The organism is Microbacterium foliorum (assembly GCF_006385575.1).
In the GTDB taxonomy this organism is placed as follows: domain Bacteria; phylum Actinomycetota; class Actinomycetes; order Actinomycetales; family Microbacteriaceae; genus Microbacterium; species Microbacterium foliorum_B.
In genome coordinates this window covers 2,959,650-2,977,013 of sequence record NZ_CP041040.1, presented here as the reverse complement: position 1 = coordinate 2,977,013, position 17,364 = coordinate 2,959,650, and the positions used below count along the sequence as shown (strand labels likewise).

The 17,364-nt window shown below is 68.8% G+C and carries 18 protein-coding genes; 3 read left to right on the top strand and 15 right to left on the bottom strand.

Features of this window, described 5'->3' with window-relative positions; genetic code table 11:
- Positions 1 to 5 precede the first annotated feature (5 nt).
- Both FIV50_RS14400 and FIV50_RS14395 read right to left on the bottom strand, forming a co-directional pair.
- A complete protein-coding gene (locus FIV50_RS14400; protein ID WP_140038019.1) occupies positions 6 to 1,076 on the bottom strand; it encodes a carboxylate-amine ligase in 1,071 nt (356 codons plus the stop codon).
- A gap of 11 nt (positions 1,077 to 1,087) precedes the next feature.
- The gene (locus FIV50_RS14395) at positions 1,088 to 1,354 is read right to left on the bottom strand and encodes a DUF7218 family protein (RefSeq protein WP_140038018.1); all 267 of its coding nucleotides are present in this window, start codon (positions 1,352 to 1,354) and stop codon (positions 1,088 to 1,090) included.
- A 123-nt stretch (positions 1,355 to 1,477) separates the two neighbouring features.
- On the opposite strand from FIV50_RS14395, the gene FIV50_RS17705 reads away from it, so the two are divergent.
- On the top strand, positions 1,478 to 1,642 hold the full coding sequence (locus FIV50_RS17705) for a hypothetical protein (RefSeq protein WP_164481676.1): 165 nt from the start codon (positions 1,478 to 1,480) through the stop codon (positions 1,640 to 1,642).
- Positions 1,643 to 1,688: 46 nt separating this feature from the next.
- Here the strand turns inward: FIV50_RS17705 and FIV50_RS14390 are convergent, their stop codons facing one another.
- The 3 genes from FIV50_RS14390 to FIV50_RS14380 all read right to left on the bottom strand — a co-directional run bounded on the left by FIV50_RS14390 (position 1,689) and on the right by FIV50_RS14380 (position 2,910).
- Entirely contained in the window at positions 1,689 to 1,892 is a 204-nt protein-coding gene (locus FIV50_RS14390) for a CsbD family protein (protein ID WP_140038017.1), read from the bottom strand.
- 167 nt (positions 1,893 to 2,059) lie between these two features.
- Positions 2,060 to 2,392: a hypothetical protein gene (locus FIV50_RS17950; RefSeq protein WP_258184290.1), complete on the bottom strand. Its 333-nt coding sequence runs from the start codon at positions 2,390 to 2,392 to the stop codon at positions 2,060 to 2,062.
- Positions 2,393 to 2,562: 170 nt separating this feature from the next.
- Positions 2,563 to 2,910, bottom strand: a complete 348-nt coding sequence (locus tag FIV50_RS14380; protein WP_140038015.1) for a hypothetical protein — start codon at positions 2,908 to 2,910, stop codon at positions 2,563 to 2,565.
- Between the two features lie 313 nt (positions 2,911 to 3,223).
- Here FIV50_RS14380 and FIV50_RS14375 point away from each other — a divergent pair, with 313 nt between their 5' ends.
- Entirely contained in the window at positions 3,224 to 3,709 is a 486-nt protein-coding gene (locus FIV50_RS14375; protein ID WP_140038014.1) for an FBP domain-containing protein, read from the top strand.
- Positions 3,710 to 3,712: 3 nt separating this feature from the next.
- Here FIV50_RS14375 and FIV50_RS14370 read toward each other — a convergent pair whose 3' ends face one another.
- The 4 genes from FIV50_RS14370 to FIV50_RS14355 are packed head-to-tail and all read right to left on the bottom strand — an operon-like array spanning position 3,713 to position 9,242.
- On the bottom strand, positions 3,713 to 6,016 hold the full coding sequence (locus tag FIV50_RS14370; RefSeq protein WP_441338617.1) for a beta-glucosidase: 2,304 nt from the start codon (positions 6,014 to 6,016) through the stop codon (positions 3,713 to 3,715).
- 49 nt (positions 6,017 to 6,065) lie between these two features.
- The gene (locus tag FIV50_RS14365; RefSeq protein ID WP_140038013.1) at positions 6,066 to 6,947 is read right to left on the bottom strand and encodes a carbohydrate ABC transporter permease; all 882 of its coding nucleotides are present in this window, start codon (positions 6,945 to 6,947) and stop codon (positions 6,066 to 6,068) included.
- Positions 6,944 to 7,969 carry a carbohydrate ABC transporter permease gene (locus FIV50_RS14360; RefSeq protein WP_258184289.1) on the bottom strand — a complete coding sequence of 342 codons (1,026 nt, stop codon included), beginning with the start codon at positions 7,967 to 7,969 and terminating at the stop codon, positions 6,944 to 6,946. Before FIV50_RS14360 ends, FIV50_RS14365 begins: the two co-directional genes overlap by 4 nt.
- Positions 7,950 to 9,242 (bottom strand): ABC transporter substrate-binding protein, encoded by a 1,293-nt coding sequence (locus FIV50_RS14355; protein ID WP_140038012.1) that lies wholly within the window; start codon positions 9,240 to 9,242, stop codon positions 7,950 to 7,952. The genes FIV50_RS14360 and FIV50_RS14355 overlap by 20 nt, the downstream gene beginning before the upstream one ends.
- A gap of 163 nt (positions 9,243 to 9,405) precedes the next feature.
- Here FIV50_RS14355 and FIV50_RS14350 point away from each other — a divergent pair, with 163 nt between their 5' ends.
- Positions 9,406 to 10,404, top strand: coding sequence for a LacI family DNA-binding transcriptional regulator (locus tag FIV50_RS14350; RefSeq protein WP_140038011.1), 999 nt, complete (start codon positions 9,406 to 9,408; stop codon positions 10,402 to 10,404).
- On the opposite strand, the gene FIV50_RS14345 is transcribed toward FIV50_RS14350, so the two are convergent.
- From FIV50_RS14345 to FIV50_RS14320, 6 genes are all read right to left on the bottom strand, one after another.
- Positions 10,382 to 11,227, bottom strand: a complete 846-nt coding sequence (locus FIV50_RS14345; protein ID WP_140038010.1) for a PaaX family transcriptional regulator — start codon at positions 11,225 to 11,227, stop codon at positions 10,382 to 10,384. The genes FIV50_RS14350 and FIV50_RS14345 overlap by 23 nt on opposite strands.
- Positions 11,217 to 12,470, bottom strand: a complete 1,254-nt coding sequence (locus FIV50_RS14340; RefSeq protein ID WP_140038009.1) for a kynureninase — start codon at positions 12,468 to 12,470, stop codon at positions 11,217 to 11,219. Before FIV50_RS14340 ends, FIV50_RS14345 begins: the two co-directional genes overlap by 11 nt.
- A gap of 1 nt (position 12,471) precedes the next feature.
- The gene (locus FIV50_RS14335; RefSeq protein ID WP_140038008.1) at positions 12,472 to 13,599 is read right to left on the bottom strand and encodes an amidohydrolase family protein; all 1,128 of its coding nucleotides are present in this window, start codon (positions 13,597 to 13,599) and stop codon (positions 12,472 to 12,474) included.
- Complete coding sequence (locus FIV50_RS14330; protein ID WP_140038007.1) at positions 13,599 to 14,453, bottom strand: tryptophan 2,3-dioxygenase; 855 nt, start codon at positions 14,451 to 14,453, stop codon at positions 13,599 to 13,601. Before FIV50_RS14330 ends, FIV50_RS14335 begins: the two co-directional genes overlap by 1 nt.
- Positions 14,454 to 14,569: 116 nt before the next feature.
- A complete protein-coding gene (locus tag FIV50_RS14325) occupies positions 14,570 to 16,285 on the bottom strand; it encodes an amidase (RefSeq protein WP_140038006.1) in 1,716 nt (571 codons plus the stop codon).
- A complete protein-coding gene (locus FIV50_RS14320; protein WP_140038005.1) occupies positions 16,282 to 17,322 on the bottom strand; it encodes an agmatine deiminase family protein in 1,041 nt (346 codons plus the stop codon). Before FIV50_RS14320 ends, FIV50_RS14325 begins: the two co-directional genes overlap by 4 nt.
- Positions 17,323 to 17,364: the final 42 nt, after the last annotated feature.

Below are 17,364 nucleotides of genomic sequence, written 5' to 3'. Positions count from 1 at the left end.
GGCGGTCAAGAGACGGCGGTGCTCGTGCGGTAGAGGTCGCGCAGACCCGCGCTGCCCCGCTCCGCGTAGGCCGCGCGCTGTCGCTGCGCGCCGGTTCCGTCCGTCCTCGTCCGTGTGATCCCGTCGATCACGAAGTCCTCGTCGCCGAGGTCGGCGAGAGCGGGGCGGAGCCTCTCGAGCAGACCGTCGATGACGCTCCAGGCCGGTGCGACGTCGCCGGAGGCGGGGTCGATGAGGCGAGCGCCTGGTCCGAACCGCGCCGCAGTCCAGAGCGAGGCATCGATCGCGTCCAGTCCCACGTCGGCGGTGTCGTCGAGCGCATCGCTTACCAGCAGCGCACGCGTCAGGGCGACCGCGAGCAGCGTGTCGTCGACCGACAGCTGCGCATCGAACACGCGCACCTCGACGGTGGGGAATCGCTCCGAGAGTCTCGCAGTCCAAGAAAGAGAGCTCGCGCTCGTGATGGCACCCAGTTCGACCAGTTCGGCGATGCGCGTGCGGTAGTCCTCGAAGTCACGGAAGTGCGGGGGGCTCCACGACGACGGCAGGCGGCGGATCAGGACGCTGCGCCAGCTGTCGAACCCGGTGTCGCGGCCGTGCGTGAACGGTGCGTTGCCCGTGATGGCGAGCAGCGCGGGGAGCCAGGCGCGCGTGCGATTGAGCACCCGCACGCGCTCCTCCTCGTCGGGGACCTCGACGTGGATGTGGAGGCCGTTCACCTCATGCTCACGGGTGATCTCGGCGAGTTGTCCGGCCACGGCGTCGTAGTGGGCGGAGCGCGAGACGGCGAAGCGATTCGGAGATATGAAGGGCGTCCCGGTCCCCGCGAAGATCGCGTACTGCGCGCTCGCGTGCGATCCGAGAAGACCGCGCGTGCGACGAAGCTGCACCTCGGCATCCGCTCTCGTCAGGCACGGTTCCGTCGCCGTCTCGATCTGACAGGTCAGATACTCCGGAGTGACACCGGCACTTGCCTCGCTCAGGATCCGCTCTCGCGTCTCGGCGCTCATGGCCGCAGGCACGAGTGTCTGTTCATCGAGCAGGACGAACTCCTCCTCGACGCCGAACCGGGTCATGTACGCGAGCCCTAGTGGTCGCGCAGCGCCGAGATGAGCTCGGCCTTGCGCTTGCGGCTGTAACCGGTCAGGCCGATCTCCTTGGCGCGTGCGCGCAGTTCCTCGACGGTCCATTCCTCGTAGTCGCCGTGCTCGCCGCCCCGGCGTCCGACCGCGCTGCGTCCGTCGCGCGCGGCGGCGTTGGAGATCCGAGCGGCTTTCTCCTTCGAGGCACCGTCGTCACGGAGCTCTTCGTACAGCTCCGGATCCTTCAGCGAATTGTTCCTGCGTCCTGGCATTCGGCTACTCCTCTCGCACGACGGCAAGCTCCGAGTCAAGCCCCTCAGGGCATGGGATGAAGCGGTCTAGGTTGGGTGACCGTAGATGGGTGCCTCCCCCGCGCCCCGAGAAGGGAAAGACCGATGAACATCCTGCTGATCATCATCATCGTCGTCGCCATCATTCTGGCGATCACCGGCGGGCTCGTGCAGTCCCTGCAGTTCCTCCTGTGGGTCGGCCTGGTACTGCTGGCCATCGCGGTCATCGCCTGGTTGATCCGAGCGATCTCCGGCAACCGCACCCGCTGATCCACCCAGTGAGGCCCGCTTCGGCGGGCCTCACTGGTGTTGAAGATCAGTCTCTGCTGTCGCGCAGGTTGTCGCCGACGTTCTTGGCGGCGTCCTTCACGTTCTCGCCGGCCTGCTTGGCCGAAGCCTTCGCCTGATCGCCGCGACCCTCGGCCTCGAGCTTCTCGTTGTCGGTCGCCTTTCCGACACCTTCCTTGATCTTTCCGCCGGCCTTCTCAGCCGCGTTCTTGACGTCGTCTGCTCCACTCATGGTGCATGTCCTTTCATCCGTCGATCAATGGATGTCCACCGTCGCACGGGCCGAGAATCCTGCACACGGGATTGACAACGACGCACACTCGTGACACCGCCCGCCGGCCATCGACGCGGACGCCGCAGACGACTACCCTGGCCCCAGGCGGGTGGTCCTGCCCGCTCTCACCTCGGCTGCGGCCGACGAAGGAAGCGGTGGAACATGGACTCGATGATGATGGGCGCCATGCGCTCGAACATGATGTCGATGCCCGACATGGCGACGATGGACATGTCTGTCCTGCAGGCCTGCATGGATGCGTGTTCGGCCTGCGAGCAGGCGTGCACGGTGTGCTCGACCCAGATGATGGACTGCTCGCCGGCGTGCATGAACTGCGCCGACATGTGCAACACGATGATGCGGTCGATGATGCGGATGCAGGGCATGACCCCCGCGTCGATGATGGCCATGCTCGACGCCTGCATCGCCATGTGCCAGACGTGCATGGACGAGTGCATGCAGCACGCCGACCACAGCGAGGTCTGCAAGATGTGCGCTCAGGCCTGCAAGGACTGCATGGACTCGTGCATGGCCGTCAAGGACATGATGATGGCGACCGCCTGAGCGGTCCCCGCATCGTCCCCGGTCGTTGAGCGAGGACGGCGAAGCCGCCCGAGACGAAACGCGCTCAGCCGACTGCGACGTTGAACTGCGTGCGGCCGACGGCCAGCACGCCGTAACGCACGTGCAGCGCGATCGGCGTGCCCGCAGGAGCCTCGAGCGCCGCACCCGAGGCGTTCCACAGAGCGTGTGACGTTCCGTCGAGCGTGCGCACGAGCAGGTCTCCGGACGCGGCGTCGGCATGCTCGACGATCGCGTCGGCCCACTCGGCGGACGTCGCCGAGGCGATGCGCGCCTGGATCAGGTGCAGCGCGTGACCCGCCGCGAACGAGGAGCAGGCGAATCCGTGTCGGCACATGCACGCAGAACGCTCACGCACCGAGAGGGGCGAAAGGTGGTTCAGCGGCGTGGACACGGTGGTCTCCTTCGTGAGCGGACGTTCCGGCAAGAGTAGGTCGGCCTCACGAGAGACGGAACCCGCACCGACACGGTGTGAAACAAACGGGCGTAGACTCGCCGGGTGCTGTTGTCGAAGAGTGCTCTCCGGATCCCGGATAGAGCGCAGTGGGGAGCCGTGGGCGCGTTCAGCGCCACGGACAGAGGCTGACGATCGGCCGGAGGCGGAACATCCCGCCCCGGAGCCGCGTCGTACCCCGCATCCGCTCGGATGCCTTCTCCCACTCTCTTCCTCCGCCGCGGTCCGCGGCTCACACGAAAGCACCTCTCTCATGCGTCCCATCGACGAGCGCACCCTGCGCGCCTCCTTCATCAACGCCTCCCGCAAGGAGGTCTCCGACCTCACGCTGCCCGCCGGCTTCGCCGATCTCGACTTCGAGAAGCTCGACTACCTCGGCTGGGTCGACCCCAAGCTGCCTCGCCGCTCGTACGTCGTCGCGTGGGTCGATGACGTCGTCACCGGGGTGTTCCTTCAGCGCGCCGAGCAGCGCGTGATCTCGCGAGCCCAGTGCTCGTGGTGCGAGGACGTCACCCTGCGCCACGACGTGCAGCTCTACGTCGCCCGCAAGGCCGGTCCGGCCGGTCGCAAGGGCGACAGCATCGGCAACCTCGTCTGCGCGGAATTCGGATGCTCGCAGAACGTGCGGATGCTGCCGCCGCTGGCCTACGACGGCTACGACCGCGAACTCGCGCGCGAGCTGCGCATCCTCAAGCTGCAGGAGCACGTGAGCGCGTTCATCGCGGCCGTGCGGAGCTGACCCTCACACGATCTCGAGGCGCGCCACCGTTTCCTCGTCGTCGCAGGCGGCACCGACCCAGAGGCGGATGGCGCCGGGCTCGACCCGCTTGACGCCGTCGAGCCCCGTCAAGGCGAGCCGGTCGATCGGCACGTCGAACTCGACGAGCGCGTCGGCACCGGGCGCGAGCGCGACCCGCCGGAAGTCCAGCAGCTGGGCGAGCGGGCGGGTCACGCTCCCGACCTCGTCGTGCGCATACAGCTGCACGACATCCGTCGCCGCGACCGCACCCGTGTTGCGCACCCGCACCGTCACCCGGAAAGTCTCGCCCGCGGCGACCGACTCGGGAACCGTGAGTGCGTCGTGCGCGAAGGTCGTGTAGCTCAGGCCGAAGCCGAAGGGCCGCACCGGAGTCGAATCGGCACTCGTGACATCCGTGCGTCCGCCGAGCACGGGGTGCAGATACGAGTACGGCTGTGCCCCGGCCGACCGCGGCAGCGACACCGGCAGCCGCCCGGACGGTGCGACGCGGCCGCTCAGCAGCCGTGCGAGAGCGGGACCGCCCTCCTCGCCGGGGAAGAACGTCTGCAGCACCGCTGCGGGGATCCCCGCAGACACCGCGTTCGCGGAGGCCGACGCGTCGACCGCTCCGAGCCCGGTCATGGTCCCTGCGGCACCCGCGCGAGCCGGCAGCGCCCAGTCGAGCACGTAGGGACGCCCGGTCATCGCGATCAGGATCACCGGAGTGCCCGTCGCGACGACAGCCTCGACCAGCTCTCGCTGGATGCCGGGGAGTTCGAGGTCGTCGACGTCGTTGCCTTCGCCGACCGTGCCTCGTCCGAAGAGGCCGGCGCGGTCGCCCACGACGACGATCGCGACGTCGGCCGCAGCGGCGGCTTCGACCGCGGCGGGGATGCCGGAGCGGTCGGAGCCGTCGACCTCGCACCCGATCGTCGAGGTGATCTCGGCTGCAGGGAACTCGTGGCGCAGCGATGCGGTGACCGTCGGCAGATCGATGCCCGCGGGGGTGTCGGGGTGATGGGCGAGCACGTGGTTGACGAACGAGTAGCAGCCCATCAGCGCCTCGGCGCTGTCGGCGTTGGGACCGACCACTGCGATCCGCGAGGTCGTCGTCGGTGCGAGGGGGAGTGCGCCGTCGTTGCTCAGCAGCACGATCGACTCCTCGGCGAGGCGCCGAGCGAGCGCTCGGTGCTCGGCCGGGTCCAGGTCGACGGCCGTCGGAGGGGTGGTGAAGTCGGCATCCAGCAATCCGAGCTCCTCCTTCTGCGCGAGCACCCGCCCCACCGCCCTGTCGAGGATCTCGGCGGGGAGCCGACCGTCGCGCACCTGCTCGGCGAGGGTGGCGAAGGCATCGGGCGAGGGCAGCTCGACGTCGATTCCCGCGGTGAGCGCGAGCCGAGCGGCGTCGGCCGAGTCGGCGGCGGCCCGATGCATGCTGTGCAGGAAGTCGACCGCGAAGTAGTCCGACACGACAACGCCGTCGAATCCCCAGCGATCGCGCAGGATGCCGGTGAGATAGCGCGCGTCGGCGGTGACGGGCACACCGTCGATGTCGACGTAGGAGTTCATGACGCTGCGTGCACCGCCCTCGTGGATCGCCATCTCGAACGGCGGAAGCAGCACGTCCTCGATCTCACGCAGGCCTGCACTCACGGGCGCGTGGTTGCGTCCGGCCTTCGAGGCGGAGTATCCGATGAAGTGCTTCAGGGTCGCGTGCACGCCCTCGGACTGCAGGCCGCGGACATATGCGGTGCCCACCCGGCCGACGACCAGGGGGTCTTCGGCGATGCACTCGTCGACCCGACCCCAGCGGGGGTCGCGGATGACGTCGAGCACCGGAGCCAGGCCCTGATGGATGCCGAGGGACCGCATCGACGAGCCGATGGCCCGACCGACCTCCTCCACGAGCTCGGGGTCGAAGGCCGCCCCCCACGCCAGCGGCGTCGGGAAGGTCGCCGCCTTCCACGCGGCGAGACCCGTCAGGCACTCCTCGTGCACGAGCGCCGGAATGCCCAGCCGCGTCTGCTGCTGAAGTCGGCGCTGCTCGGTCCACAGCCAGGCCGCCCGCTCGACGGGGTCGACGGGTCGGGTGCCGTACACGCGGGTGAGGTGACCGATGCCATGCGCGGAGGCATCCTCGTAGCGCGTCGAGCTCTTCTTCTCGCCCGACATCGGGGCGACCACCTCGACGCCCTGGTCGACCCAGAAGCCGACGAGCTGCGCCTGCTTCTCTTCCAGGGTCATGCGGGCGAGGAGCGCCTCGACGCGGGGGGAGTGCGGCGCGGAGCCTGCGGGCTGCAACATCATGTTCTCTTTCTCGTTCTCGTCGACGTGGGGTGTCGCGACGGCGACCGCATCAGCCCTTGACTGCACCGGTCAGCCCTCCCACGATGCGCCGCTCGAACAGGCTGAAGAAGATCAGCGCCGGGATCATCGACAGCGATGTGAATGCGAGCACTTTCGCGGTGTCCACGGAGTATTGGGATGCGAACGACTGCACGCCGAGCGGCAGCGTGTACGCGGCTTGATCGTTGAGGATGAACAGCGGCAGCAGGTAGCCGTTCCAGCTGCCGATGAACGCCAGGATGCCGGTGGTGATGACTCCCGGGAGCGAGAGCGGCAGCACCATCCGCCAGAAGAACCCGATGCGGCTGCATCCGTCGATGAACGCGGCCTCCTGGATCTCATCGGGGATGGCGCGCAGGAACGGCACGAGGATGATGATGGTCGTCGGCAGCGCGAACGCGATCTGGGGCAGGATCACTCCGCCGAGCGAGTTCATCAGTCCGAGACTGCGCACCACGATGTACAGCGGGGTGATCGCGACGGTCAGAGGGAACATCAGCCCTGCGGCGAAGAAGGCGTAGAGCACTCCTCGGCCGGCGAACCGGTACCTCGCGAGGACGTAGGCCGCCATCAGTCCCAGGGCGACCGTGCCGACGGTGGTCGCGAGAGCGACGATGGTCGAGTTGCCCACCAGTCGCCAGAACACGCTGCCGGTGAGTACGTCGAGGTAGTTCGACACCACCCACGGCTGCGGGAACCCGGACGGATCGGTCGTGATCTGCGCGTTCGTGCGGAACCCGCCGGTGATGATGTAGGCGATGGGCGCCAGCATCAGACCGACCGCGATCAGCGCGACGAAGTACACGGCGGGGTTGGCCCACGGCAGCCGGGGCTTCGCGGTGCGACCCGTGCGGGCCTTGCGCTGGGTGACGAGCACCGAGGTGGCGGTCATCGGACGGACTCCTTCTGTGTGGTGGCGTCTGCAGCCGCGTCGGCCTCTGCGCCGGCATGCTGCAGGGCGGCATCCTGCCGGGCGCGCGAGCGGGAGTCCTTCTTCCTGCCCGAGGCGCCGGTGAGGGCGCCGTCCGTGTCCTTGCGCAGCACGGCGCGCTGATAGATGAGAGCGACCACGAGCGAGATGAGGAAGAGCACGACCGCGACCGCGTTGCCGTAGCCGTAGTTGCCGGCGTTGCGCCCCTCCGAGACCATGTACGTCGCCATGGTCGAGGTGCCCGCGGTGGATGCGATGTACTGCCCCCAGATGATGTAGACGAGGTCGAACAGCTGCAGCGAGCCGATGATCGACAGGAACGCCCAGATGCGCAGGGTCGGCGCGAGCAGCGGCAGCGTGATCCGCCACTGGATCTGCCAGTAGGAGGCGCCGTCGATGGCCGCGGCCTCGTTCAGCTCCTCCGGAATGCCCTGCAGGCCGGCGAGGAACAGGATGACCGCGAAGCCCACGTACTTCCACGTGATGATCGCCATCAGCGTCCAGATCGCGATCCCGGGGTCAGACAGCCAATCGGTCGCCAGGAACCCCAGACCCATGTTCGTCAGCATCGCGTTGAGCGCGCCGTTGGTCTGCAGCATCAGGCTCCACCCCGTGCCCACGACGACCTCGGAGATCACGTAGGGCACGAAGATCAGCACGCGGATCAGCGACTGACCTCGCATCTTGCGGTTCAGCAGCAGCGCCAGCACGATGGCGACCGGACCCTGGAGCACGAGGGAGAACACCAGGATGAAGCCGTTGTGCGCGAGCGCGTCGTGGAACAGCGGATCCTGGAGGATCGTGAGGTAGTTCTTCAGCCCGACGAACTCGGTGGGCGGGCCGTAGCCCTGCCAGCTGAAGAAGCCGTAGTACGCCGCCATCAGCACCGGGAAGATGACGAAGGCGAGGAAGACGAGCAGGGCGGGCCCGGCCAGAAGCATCACTTCCAGCCGGGCACGCGTGTCACGCTTTCGCTGCGGCATCCTGCACAGCCTTGACCAGGTCCTCCGCGTCGCTGTTGCCCGCGAGCAGATCGACCACTGCGACGTTCAGTGCGTTGCCCACGTTCTGGCCGTAGACGGTGTCGAGCCACTGCGTCGCGTACGGAGCCGCGTTGTACGCCTCGAGGATGGTCTGCAGGTAGGGCTCGGTGACGGCCTCCTGCGCGACGGTGTTGACCGGCGGGGCGTTGAAGGCCTTGTAGTAGGCGGTCTGCACGTCCGAGGTGCCGATGTAGTTCAGGAAGTCGACGCATGCGTCGGGTGCGTCGACCGAGCACGAGTAGCCGTCGACGCCACCCATCATCGAACCGGGTTCGCCGTCTCCGCCGTCGATCTCGGGGAAGGGGAACCAGCCGAGGTCGGCCAGCGGCTGCTGGTCAGGAGTGAGCGAGCCGATGACGCCGGGGTTCCACGCGCCCATGAGCTCCATGGCGGCCTGGTGGTTGGCGATCAGCCCGGCAGAGCTGCCGGCGCCCTGCTGGGCAGGAGTCGTCAGGAAGCCCGAGTTGAAGGGCTCGGTCTCGGCGAACGACTGCAGGTCCTCACCCGCACGCACCCAGCACTCGTCGGTGAAGTCCATCTCGTCGGCGGCCTTGGCGAGTGTGTCGGAGCTGCACTCGCGCAGGGCGAACCAGTAGTACCAGTGCGCTGCGGGCCAGGCGTCCTTGGCGCCGAGGGCGATGGGGTCGATCCCGGCGCCCTTGAGGGCGACCGTGGCCGCCTCGAGCTCGTCGAGGGTCGTCGGGTTCTCGGTGATCCCCGCCTGGTCGAAGAGGTCTTGGCTGTAGAACAGGCCACCGGGCAGCACGGCGACGGGCATGGCGTAGATCTTGCCGTCGAGGCTGTTCGCCGAGTACGACGCATCGGGGATCTCTTCGGCCGCGGGGCCTGCGATCGCGTCGGTGAGGTCCTTCAGCTGGCCGGCCTTGACCATCGCGGCCATCTTGCCGCCGCCGCGCTGCAGGAAGATGTCGGGGGCGTCTCCCGAGTTGAGGGCGGTCTGCAGCTTGCCGTCGAGATCCTCGTTCTGGACCGATTGGATGTCGATCGTGACGCCCGGATTGTCGCTCTCGAAGTCGGCGACCGTCTGCTCCCAGAACTCCACTCCGGGGCCTGTCGTCGAGTTGTGCCAGAGGGTCATGCTGGTGTCGCCGCCGTCGGTGCCGGACGAGTCTGCGGTGCAGCCCGAGAGCGCGAGCGCTCCGACGGCCAATGCTGCGACCGCGGAGGCGAGGGGGAGCCTTCTGCTGTTCATGTGATCGTTCTCCTCATCGAGTTGCGCGCCGCTTCGCTGCGGGGCGCCTGCGGACGCTCAGGTGAGACCGCAGTGGCATGAGTCTCCAGCCGGACCAGTCGATCGTCAAACGTTTTCGAAAACAGTTTCCATCGATCTGGAAACCCGGCTACGCTGGCGTCTCATGGGGGCACGCACGACGATCCACGACGTCGCGAAAGCGGCTGGAGTGTCGGTGTCGACCGTCTCGAAAGCCGTGAACGGCCGATATGGGATAGCGGATGCCACCGTGCAGCGGGTCCTCGACGCCGTGAAGCAGCTCGGGTACGAGTCGAGCCTCGTCGCGAGCAGCATGAGGGCTCGGCGAACGGGTGTGATCGGTGTGCTCCTGGCGGACTTCGAACCCTTCAGTGCGGAGATCCTCAAAGGCGTCGGCTCGGCCGTGCACGACACGGCGTTCGACCTGCTCGCCTACAGCGGTTCGCACCTCGGCGCAGGCGACGGCTGGGAGCGGCGATCGCTGAGCAGACTCTCGGGCACGCTGATCGATGCCGCGATCATGGTCACCCCGACGGTCGTCAGCGCCGGCACCGAGATCCCGGTGGTCGCGATCGATCCCCATACGGGTCGTGCTGACCTGCCCACGGTCGAATCCGACAGCTTCGGTGGCGCGCTCACTGCGACCAGACACCTGATCGAGCTCGGCCACCGCCGCATCGGCTTCCTCGCAGGTCGCCCCGACCTCAGATCCGCCGGGCTCCGCGATGCCGGCTACCGCAGGGCACTCTCGGACGCAGGGATCCCTCTCGATCCGTCACTCGTCGGCATCGGCCGCTACGAGCTCGATGTGACCAGGGAATCCGCCCGCATCATGCTGAGCGGCGAGTCCCGACCGACGGCGATCTTCGCGGCGAACGACCTGTCGGCGATCGCGGTGATCGACGTCGCCCACGAGCTGGGTCTGCGGGTGCCGGACGATCTGTCTGTGATCGGGTTCGATGACGTGCCCGAGGCCACCAGGCGGGCGCTGCCGCTCACGACGATCCAGCAGCCGATGCGTAGACTCGGCGCCGTCGCGGCCGACATGGTGTTCACGCTGCTCTCGGGGCAGGAGGTCGACGAGATGCACGTGATCCTGCCGACGCGGCTGGTGGTGCGGGCTACGACCGCGCCGCCGAGGTGATCTCCCGCACGCGCTGCCACGCGGCATCCGACAGCTCCGTCGACAGCCTCTGGAACTCGTCGACGCTGCGCCTGCCCGGCCAGTCGGCCGGGAGCATCGAGGGCGGCAGGCCCGGATCGATGTAGGGCAGCACGCGCCAGCGGTCGATCAGCCGCACGTAGGCGGCGAACGGCGCGTCCGGAAGCGTCTCGAGCGACGACTGGAACTCGAGGTGCTCGGCGCGCAGCGCGTCGAGGTCCCACCAGTCCGCGGCTGCCTCGGGCAGCGTGCGCGCGGTCGTCGGTGCGCCGGCCTGGAACAGCGTCACCCAGTCTCTGGCGTCGAGGTCGTCGACGATGTCGAGCACCTCGCCCTGCAGATGCCCGGGGCAGATCCACAGGGCGGGGGATACGACGCCCGCCCCGATCCACTGCAGGCGGCGGCGGAGCTGGTGTCTCGTCGCGCGGGCGCTCTCGGGCATCGAGAACGAGATGAGGCACCACGTGTCGGCATCCGTCATCTCGCGCATCTCGAAGATGCGTCGGTCGCCCCGCTCGAGCATCGTGGCGGCATCCGGATTCAGCAGATAGCCGATCGCGTGCCGGCGCTCGGCGAGCAGCAGCCCCTTCTGCTTGAGGCGGGTGACGCCGGTGCGCGCCTGCGCCGTGGGGATCCCGAGATCGCCGGCGAGTGCGACCAGGTCGGCCGCCGAGATCCAGCCGCCGAGCGGGCGCAGGTACAGCCCCACCAGGGTGCGCAGCAGGGATGCCGTGCTGCCGGGGCGCGCATCGATGTCGTCGAGCACGGGGCCCGTCTCGGGATGCTCGGCGAGCTCAGCGGTCATGCGACTCCAGGGCGTCGCGCACGGCGAGGATGCCGGTGAGCGTCTCGGCATACGAGGTGCTGAGCGGCGAGAGCCCCAGGCGGATGCCGTCGGGGAAGCGGAAGTCGGGAATGATCCCGTCGGCCCACAGTCGCTGCGTCACGGCGCGGAAGTCGGGGTGGCCGATCGTGACGTGGCTGCCGCGAAGTGCGGCGTCGCGCGTGCTGAGCAGCCGCACGCCGAGGGGCGCCAGCGCTTCGTCGTACGCGCGCACGGCGAAGTCGGTGAGGGAGAGCGACTTCTCGCGGATCGCCTCGATCGACGCCTGCTCGATGAGGTCGAGCATCCCCTGCATCGCGAGCATCGAGGTGATCGGCGGAGTGCCGCTGAGCAGCTGCCGGATATCGCCGGCCGGCGCGTACTGCGGACCCATCGCGAAGATGTCTGCGGCGCTCCACCAGCCCTGGATCGGCTGGCGCAGGACGCCCTGGTGCTCGCGTCGCAGGTAGGCGAACGCGGGGGAGCCGGGGCCGCCGTTGAGGTACTTGTACGTGCATCCGACCGCCATGTCGACGCCCCAGGCGTCGAGCTGCATCGGGATCACGCCGGCCGAGTGGCATAGGTCCCACATCATCAGCGCGCCCACCTCGTGCACCGCGGTCGTGATGCCGGGCATGTCGGCGAGGGCGCCGGAACGGTAGTCGACGTGGCTGAGCGAGACGAGAGCCGTGCGCTCGGAGATGGCGGCGACCACGTCGGCGATCTGCACTCCGAGCACCGGATCGGGCTCGATCCACCGCACCGTCATGCCGGTCTCGGCGGCGACGCCCTCGGCCATGAACCGGTCGGTGGGGAAGTTGCCCGACTCGATCACGAGCTCGGTGCGGGCCGGGTCTGCGGTCGCGGCGGCGCGCATCAGCTTGTAGATCAGCACGCTGGTCGAGTCGGCCACGACGGTCTGCCCCGCGGCGGCACCGAGGGTGACGCGCCCGATGCGATCGCCGAGCTCCATCGGCAGCGCCATCCACTGCTCGTCCCACGAGCGGATCAGCCTTGTGCCCCAGTCGTCGCGCACGAACGCGGCGAGCTTCTCGGGAGTGTCCTTGAGTGGTCGACCGAGCGAATTGCCGTCGAGGTAGGCGCCGACCCCCGGAGCCTCGACGAACGCGTCGAGGTGGGCGTGCAGCGGGTCGGCGGCATCGAGGGCGCCGGCGAGGTCGAGGAGCGAGCGTTCGATGGTCGCGGCGTCGCGGGTGTCGGTCATGTCAAGCCTTCAGATCGGCGCTGGTCAGCGGGCGGGCGAGTGTCGGATCGGCGTCGGTGCCGGAAAGTTTCAGGAGCACGGATGCGGGGTCGAGAGGGTTCTGCGGGGCGAGCGTGCGGAGCAGGTCGATGCCGTCGATCCCGGCGTCGCGGAGGGCGGCGAGCTCGGCGGAGTTCAGTCCGACGGGCGTCGGGCCGTTGCCCATGTCGGTCCCGTAGAGCACGGAGCCGCCGGCCGCGTGGAAGCGGCGCACATTGTCGACGACCATGGTCCTTTCCGCGCTGTCGGCGTCGTGGATCGCGAGCGTCGAGATCCACGAGAGGGATGCCGCCTGGGTGGTGATCTCGGCATCGTCGAAGCGCTCGGTGAACGGTGAGTGGGCGAGGCGCGCGGCGCCGAGGCGGGCTGCGCGCTGTGCTTCTCCCGCGCCTTCGGCGTGGGCGACGACGGAGAGGCCGTGTGCGGATGCAGCGACGACGATAGCGCGGAACAGGTCATCGTCGAAGACGGGGCCTGCGGTGGCGTTGCTCGCGACCTTGATGCAGGATGCTCCGGCATCCGCCATCTCGGCCACCGCCCGTTCGGCGGTCGCCCTGTCCGCGATCTCGCGGAACGACCCCTCTGGTGCCCAGTCGCGGTCGCTCGGATAGCCGCCGACGGGCGTGAGGAACGCGCCGGCGAACTCGATCGAGACAGGGTGCGGTGTCCGGTGCGGTGTCTCATGCGGTGTCGTTCTCTGGTGCGGGGTCAAAAACGCATCGGAAACCGTCGTTTCGGATGCGCTTTTGGCCCCGCGAGGATCTGCGGATGCGTTTTTGGCCCCGCTCGAGTTCGCGCATGCTTTTCCAGCCTCGCGCAGGGCAGCGGAGAGCGTGGCGACAACCGTCGGATTCGCGCCGAGGTCGATCACGCGGCCGAGCGTCGACCCGCGCAGCAGCTCGTGATCGACGAGCTGCAGGTGCACGTGGTGGTCGGTGAAGCCGCCGATGATCACGCCGTCGAGCCTCGGCAGACCGGGGAGGTGCAGATCGGATGCCGGCGACTCGTCGCGCAGCAGCATCCGCTCGCCGTCGAACTCGACGATGCCGTCGCGCCATCCTTCGCCGTCGAAGAAGGTCGCCGCGTGCATCAGCCGCCGATCTCGGTGCGCACGGTGTAGAGCTCGGGGAAGAACGTCAGGTCGAGCGCGCGCTGCAGGAAGCCGACTCCGCTCGAGCCGCCGGTGCCGACCTTCATGCCGATCGTGCGCGCGACGGTCTTCAGGTGACGGAAGCGCCAGAACTGGAAGTTGTCCTCGAGATCGACGAGGTCTTCGCAGGCCTCGTAGAGGTCCCAGTGCTGCTGGTGGTTCTGGTAGATCTCGCGGATCGCGGGCACGAGCTCCTGGGTCTCCCGGTAAGGGAGGCGCACGTCGCGGTCGAGGATCTCGGCCGGGATCGGCAGGCCGCGCCGCGACGCGTAGCGCAGGAACTCGTCGTAGAGCGTGGGCTTGTGCCACTCGGCGGTGAGCAGCGCGAGGTTGGCGGGGTGGTCGGCGAAGACGCTGAGCATCTTCTCGTTCTTGTTGCCGAGGGCGAACTCGACGGCGCGGTACTGCACCGACTGGAAGCCAGACGAGTTGCCCAGCGCTCCGCGGAACTGCGCGTACTCGGTGGGTGTGAGGGTCGCGAGGATCCCCCACTGCTGCGTCATCACGTCTTGGATGCGCTTGACCCGCGCGACCCGCTTCAGCGCCTCGCGCAGGTCGTCGCTGGCGAGCAGCTCTCGGGCAGAAGACAGCTCGTGCAGCAGCTGCTTGAGCCAGAGCTCGGTGGTCTGGTGCTGGATGATGAACAGCAGCTCATCGTGGTGCTCGGGGACGCTGACCGGATTCTGCGCGGTGAGCAGCTGGTCGAGCGACAGGTACGACCCGTACGTCATGCGGCCCGAGAGATCGGTGACGATGCCGGCCTCGAGCTCGCGCTCGTTGTTCTCGGTGCTCATGGGTCGCTTCCTGTCGTGACGGACAGGCCAAACATATAACAATCGTGGCGAGCGTCACAATGGTGAAATGTTCACGATGCCCGGTCAATGACCGGTGGGTGGCGTTTTGCTCGCCGTCAGAGCCTCGGCGTGCGCGGGGGAGCAGTGCGGCGCTCGCCCGGTGCGCCGATCGCCTCGAACCCGGCGGCGAGACGCAGCAGCGTCGCGTCGTCGTAGGCGCGGCCCGCGAAAGTCAGCCCGATCGGCATGCCGATGTCGGCCATGAGCCCCATCGGCACAGTCACGGTCGGGATGCCGAGGTGGCGCACGGTCAGATTGCCGTTCGCGATCCAGGTGCCGTTGCGCCAGCCGAGGTCGGCGGAGGCCTCGTTCACGTCCATGTCGGCCGGACCCACATCGGCGACGGCCGGGAACACGACCGCGTCGAGCTCGTGCTCGTCCATCCACTCCTCGAGGTCGACGCGTCGAGTCTCCTCGAGCCCACGGAGTCCGTCGACGAGCTCGGGCATGTCCGCGAATCCGACGCCCGGGTTGTCGCGCACCCAGTCGGGGTATTCGGCGATGTCGTCGTCGAAGCCCGTGTAGCGGTCGGGGAGTGCACCCTCCGGGTGTGGGGAGATCGTCGCCCCATCGACGGCGGCGAGGGTGTTCAGTCGCGGGTCGGCGTTCGCCTGCAGGAAGTCCTCCCACCCCCACGCCGACAGGTCGACGATCTCGCGGCGCAGATACTCCGGCGACACGAGACCGCGCGTCGCGATGGTGGGTGCGCCCGGTCTGTCGCCCTCGTAGTTCGACACCACGGGAAAGTCGACCTCGACGACGGTCGCCCCCGCGGCCTCGAGGTCGCGACGAGCCGCCTCCCAGCGCGCGATCACCGAGGCGCGGGTCTCGATGCGCTGACCCGTGGGGCCACCGATGCCCGGGTCGGCGGCGGTGCCGGCATCCGGGTCCGCATTGATGTACATGCGAGGGATGCCGATGCGGATGCCCCGCAGAGCGGTCGCCGCGTCTGCGCCCAGGGCGTCGTACGACTCGGGGCGCACCTCGGAAGAGAGTGGCAGCGTCACCCACGGCTGCGCGCGCCAGAAGTCGCCACGCGTCTCGGCATCGTCGGCGACGATCACGTCGAGCACCTCGAGCAGGTCGGCCATGGTGCGCGCGTGCGGAACGACGACGTCCATGGTCGGCACCAGAGGCCAGTTGCCGCGGGTCGAGATCACGCCGCGCGACGGCGTGTAGGCGCAGAGGGCATTGTTCGTGGCGGGGCCGCGTCCACTCGACCAGGTCTCCTCGCCCAGACCGAAGGCTCCGAAGCTCGCCGCCGTCGCGGTGCCGGATCCGTTCGACGACCCCGAGGCGAAGGGCGCGGTGAGGAAGTCGGCGTTGTAGGGGCTCTCGGCGCGCCCGTAGACACCTCGCTGCATGCCGCCGTTGGCCATCGGAGGCATGTTCGTCAGCCCGAGGCAGATCGCGCCGCCCGACCGCAGGCGTTCGATCGTGAACGCATCGCGCTGGGCGACGAGATCGGCGAAGGCGGGACTGCCGGCGGCGGCGGTGAGTCCGCGCACCAGGTAGCTGTCCTTCGCCGTGTACGGGATGCCGTCGAGGGGTCCGAGCGTCTCGCCGCGTGCACGTCGCGCATCCGATGCCGCTGCTTCCGAGTGGGCGTCGGGGTTGCGGACGACGACGGCGTTCAGCGCCGTCTCGGTCTCGGGGCCGTCGTAGGCGTCGATGCGCGCGAGATACGCGTCGACGAGCTCGACGGCGGTCATGGCTCCGGTCTCGAGCGCTCGCCGCAGTTCGGCGATGGGGGCCTCGACCACGTCGATCATGCGGGCACACCTACGCTCGGCTGCTGCTGGGTGATGCAGTGGATGCCGCCGCCGCGGTCGAACAGCGGGCGCGCATCGACCGTGACCACACGCCGCCCCGGGTAGACATCGGCGAGGATCGACCGTGCCGTGGCGTCGGCCTGCTCGTCGCCGAAGCCGCACGCGACCACGCCGTCGTTCGTGACCAGGTGGTTGACATAGCTCCAGTCGACGAAGCCCTCATCGTCGCGCAGGGTCGTCGGCGCGGGCAGGTCGACGATCTCGAAACGGCGACCGGCCGCATCCGTCTGCTGCGCGAGGTGCTCTCGCAGTTCGCGCGTCACGGCGTGATCGGGGTGCTCGGGGTTCTGCTGCTCGTGCAGCAGCAGTCGCCCGGGAGAGACGAGCGTCGCGACGATGTCGACGTGCCCGTTCGTGCCGAAGTCGTCGTAGTCGCGAGTGAGGCCCCGCGGCAGCCACACGGCCTTCGTGGCGCCCAGCGTGCGGGCCATCTCGGCCTCGACGCGCGCCCTGTCGGCGTAGGGGTTGCGGCGGGGGTCGAGCTGCACGGTGTCGGTGAGCAGCACGGTGCCCTCGCCGTCGACGTGGATTCCGCCGCCCTCGTTGACGAGGGTCGAACTCACGAGCTCGGCGCCGACGGCCCCGGCGATGATGCGCGCGTGCTGCGCCGCCTTCTGCCACTGCGCCCAGGCCGGCGCGCCCCAGCCGTTGAAGATCCAGTCGACCGCGCCGAGCACACCGGGCCGCTCGTCGTCGATCACGAAGGTCGGGCCGGAGTCGCGCATCCAGAACTCGTCGACCGGAGCCTCGACGATGTCGATGCTGCTGCTGAGCATGCGCCGAGCGCGGGCGACCTCGGCAGGGTCGACGATCATCGACACCGGCTCGAACTCGGCGACCGCGTGGGCGACGGCCGTCCAGGTGTCGTATCCCTCGTCGCGCTCGGACGCCGTCTCGCCCAGCGTCGGGCCCTCGGCGGGGAATGCCATCCAGGTGCGGTCGTGCGGTGCGGTCTCGGCGGGCATGTGCCAGGCCATGATTGTCTCCCTCGCTGCTGATCGCGACCTCGGGAATGAGGA

Excerpts from the sequence above, each read along its gene's own strand:
- FIV50_RS14345 (WP_140038010.1), bottom strand. The coding sequence starts at position 11,227 with ATGACCGCTGAGCTCGCCGAGCATCCCGAGACGGGCCCCGTGCTCGAC.
- FIV50_RS14335 (WP_140038008.1), bottom strand. The coding sequence starts at position 13,599 with ATGCACGCGGCGACCTTCTTCGACGGCGAAGGATGGCGCGACGGCATC.
- FIV50_RS14340 (WP_140038009.1), bottom strand. The coding sequence starts at position 12,470 with ATGACCGACACCCGCGACGCCGCGACCATCGAACGCTCGCTCCTCGAC.
- FIV50_RS14395 (WP_140038018.1), bottom strand. The coding sequence starts at position 1,354 with ATGCCAGGACGCAGGAACAATTCGCTGAAGGATCCGGAGCTGTACGAA.
- FIV50_RS17950 (WP_258184290.1), bottom strand. The coding sequence starts at position 2,392 with ATGCACTCGTCCATGCACGTCTGGCACATGGCGATGCAGGCGTCGAGC.
- FIV50_RS14330 (WP_140038007.1), bottom strand. The coding sequence starts at position 14,453 with ATGAGCACCGAGAACAACGAGCGCGAGCTCGAGGCCGGCATCGTCACC.
- FIV50_RS14350 (WP_140038011.1), top strand. The coding sequence starts at position 9,406 with ATGGGGGCACGCACGACGATCCACGACGTCGCGAAAGCGGCTGGAGTG.
- FIV50_RS14375 (WP_140038014.1), top strand. The coding sequence starts at position 3,224 with ATGCGTCCCATCGACGAGCGCACCCTGCGCGCCTCCTTCATCAACGCC.
- FIV50_RS14370 (WP_441338617.1), bottom strand. The coding sequence starts at position 6,016 with ATGATGTTGCAGCCCGCAGGCTCCGCGCCGCACTCCCCCCGCGTCGAG.
- FIV50_RS14360 (WP_258184289.1), bottom strand. The coding sequence starts at position 7,969 with ATGCCGCAGCGAAAGCGTGACACGCGTGCCCGGCTGGAAGTGATGCTT.
- FIV50_RS14355 (WP_140038012.1), bottom strand. The coding sequence starts at position 9,242 with ATGAACAGCAGAAGGCTCCCCCTCGCCTCCGCGGTCGCAGCATTGGCC.
- FIV50_RS14400 (WP_140038019.1), bottom strand. The coding sequence starts at position 1,076 with ATGACCCGGTTCGGCGTCGAGGAGGAGTTCGTCCTGCTCGATGAACAG.
- FIV50_RS14365 (WP_140038013.1), bottom strand. The coding sequence starts at position 6,947 with ATGACCGCCACCTCGGTGCTCGTCACCCAGCGCAAGGCCCGCACGGGT.
- FIV50_RS14390 (WP_140038017.1), bottom strand. The coding sequence starts at position 1,892 with ATGAGTGGAGCAGACGACGTCAAGAACGCGGCTGAGAAGGCCGGCGGA.
- FIV50_RS14325 (WP_140038006.1), bottom strand. The coding sequence starts at position 16,285 with ATGATCGACGTGGTCGAGGCCCCCATCGCCGAACTGCGGCGAGCGCTC.
- FIV50_RS17705 (WP_164481676.1), top strand. The coding sequence starts at position 1,478 with ATGAACATCCTGCTGATCATCATCATCGTCGTCGCCATCATTCTGGCG.
- FIV50_RS14320 (WP_140038005.1), bottom strand. The coding sequence starts at position 17,322 with ATGGCCTGGCACATGCCCGCCGAGACCGCACCGCACGACCGCACCTGG.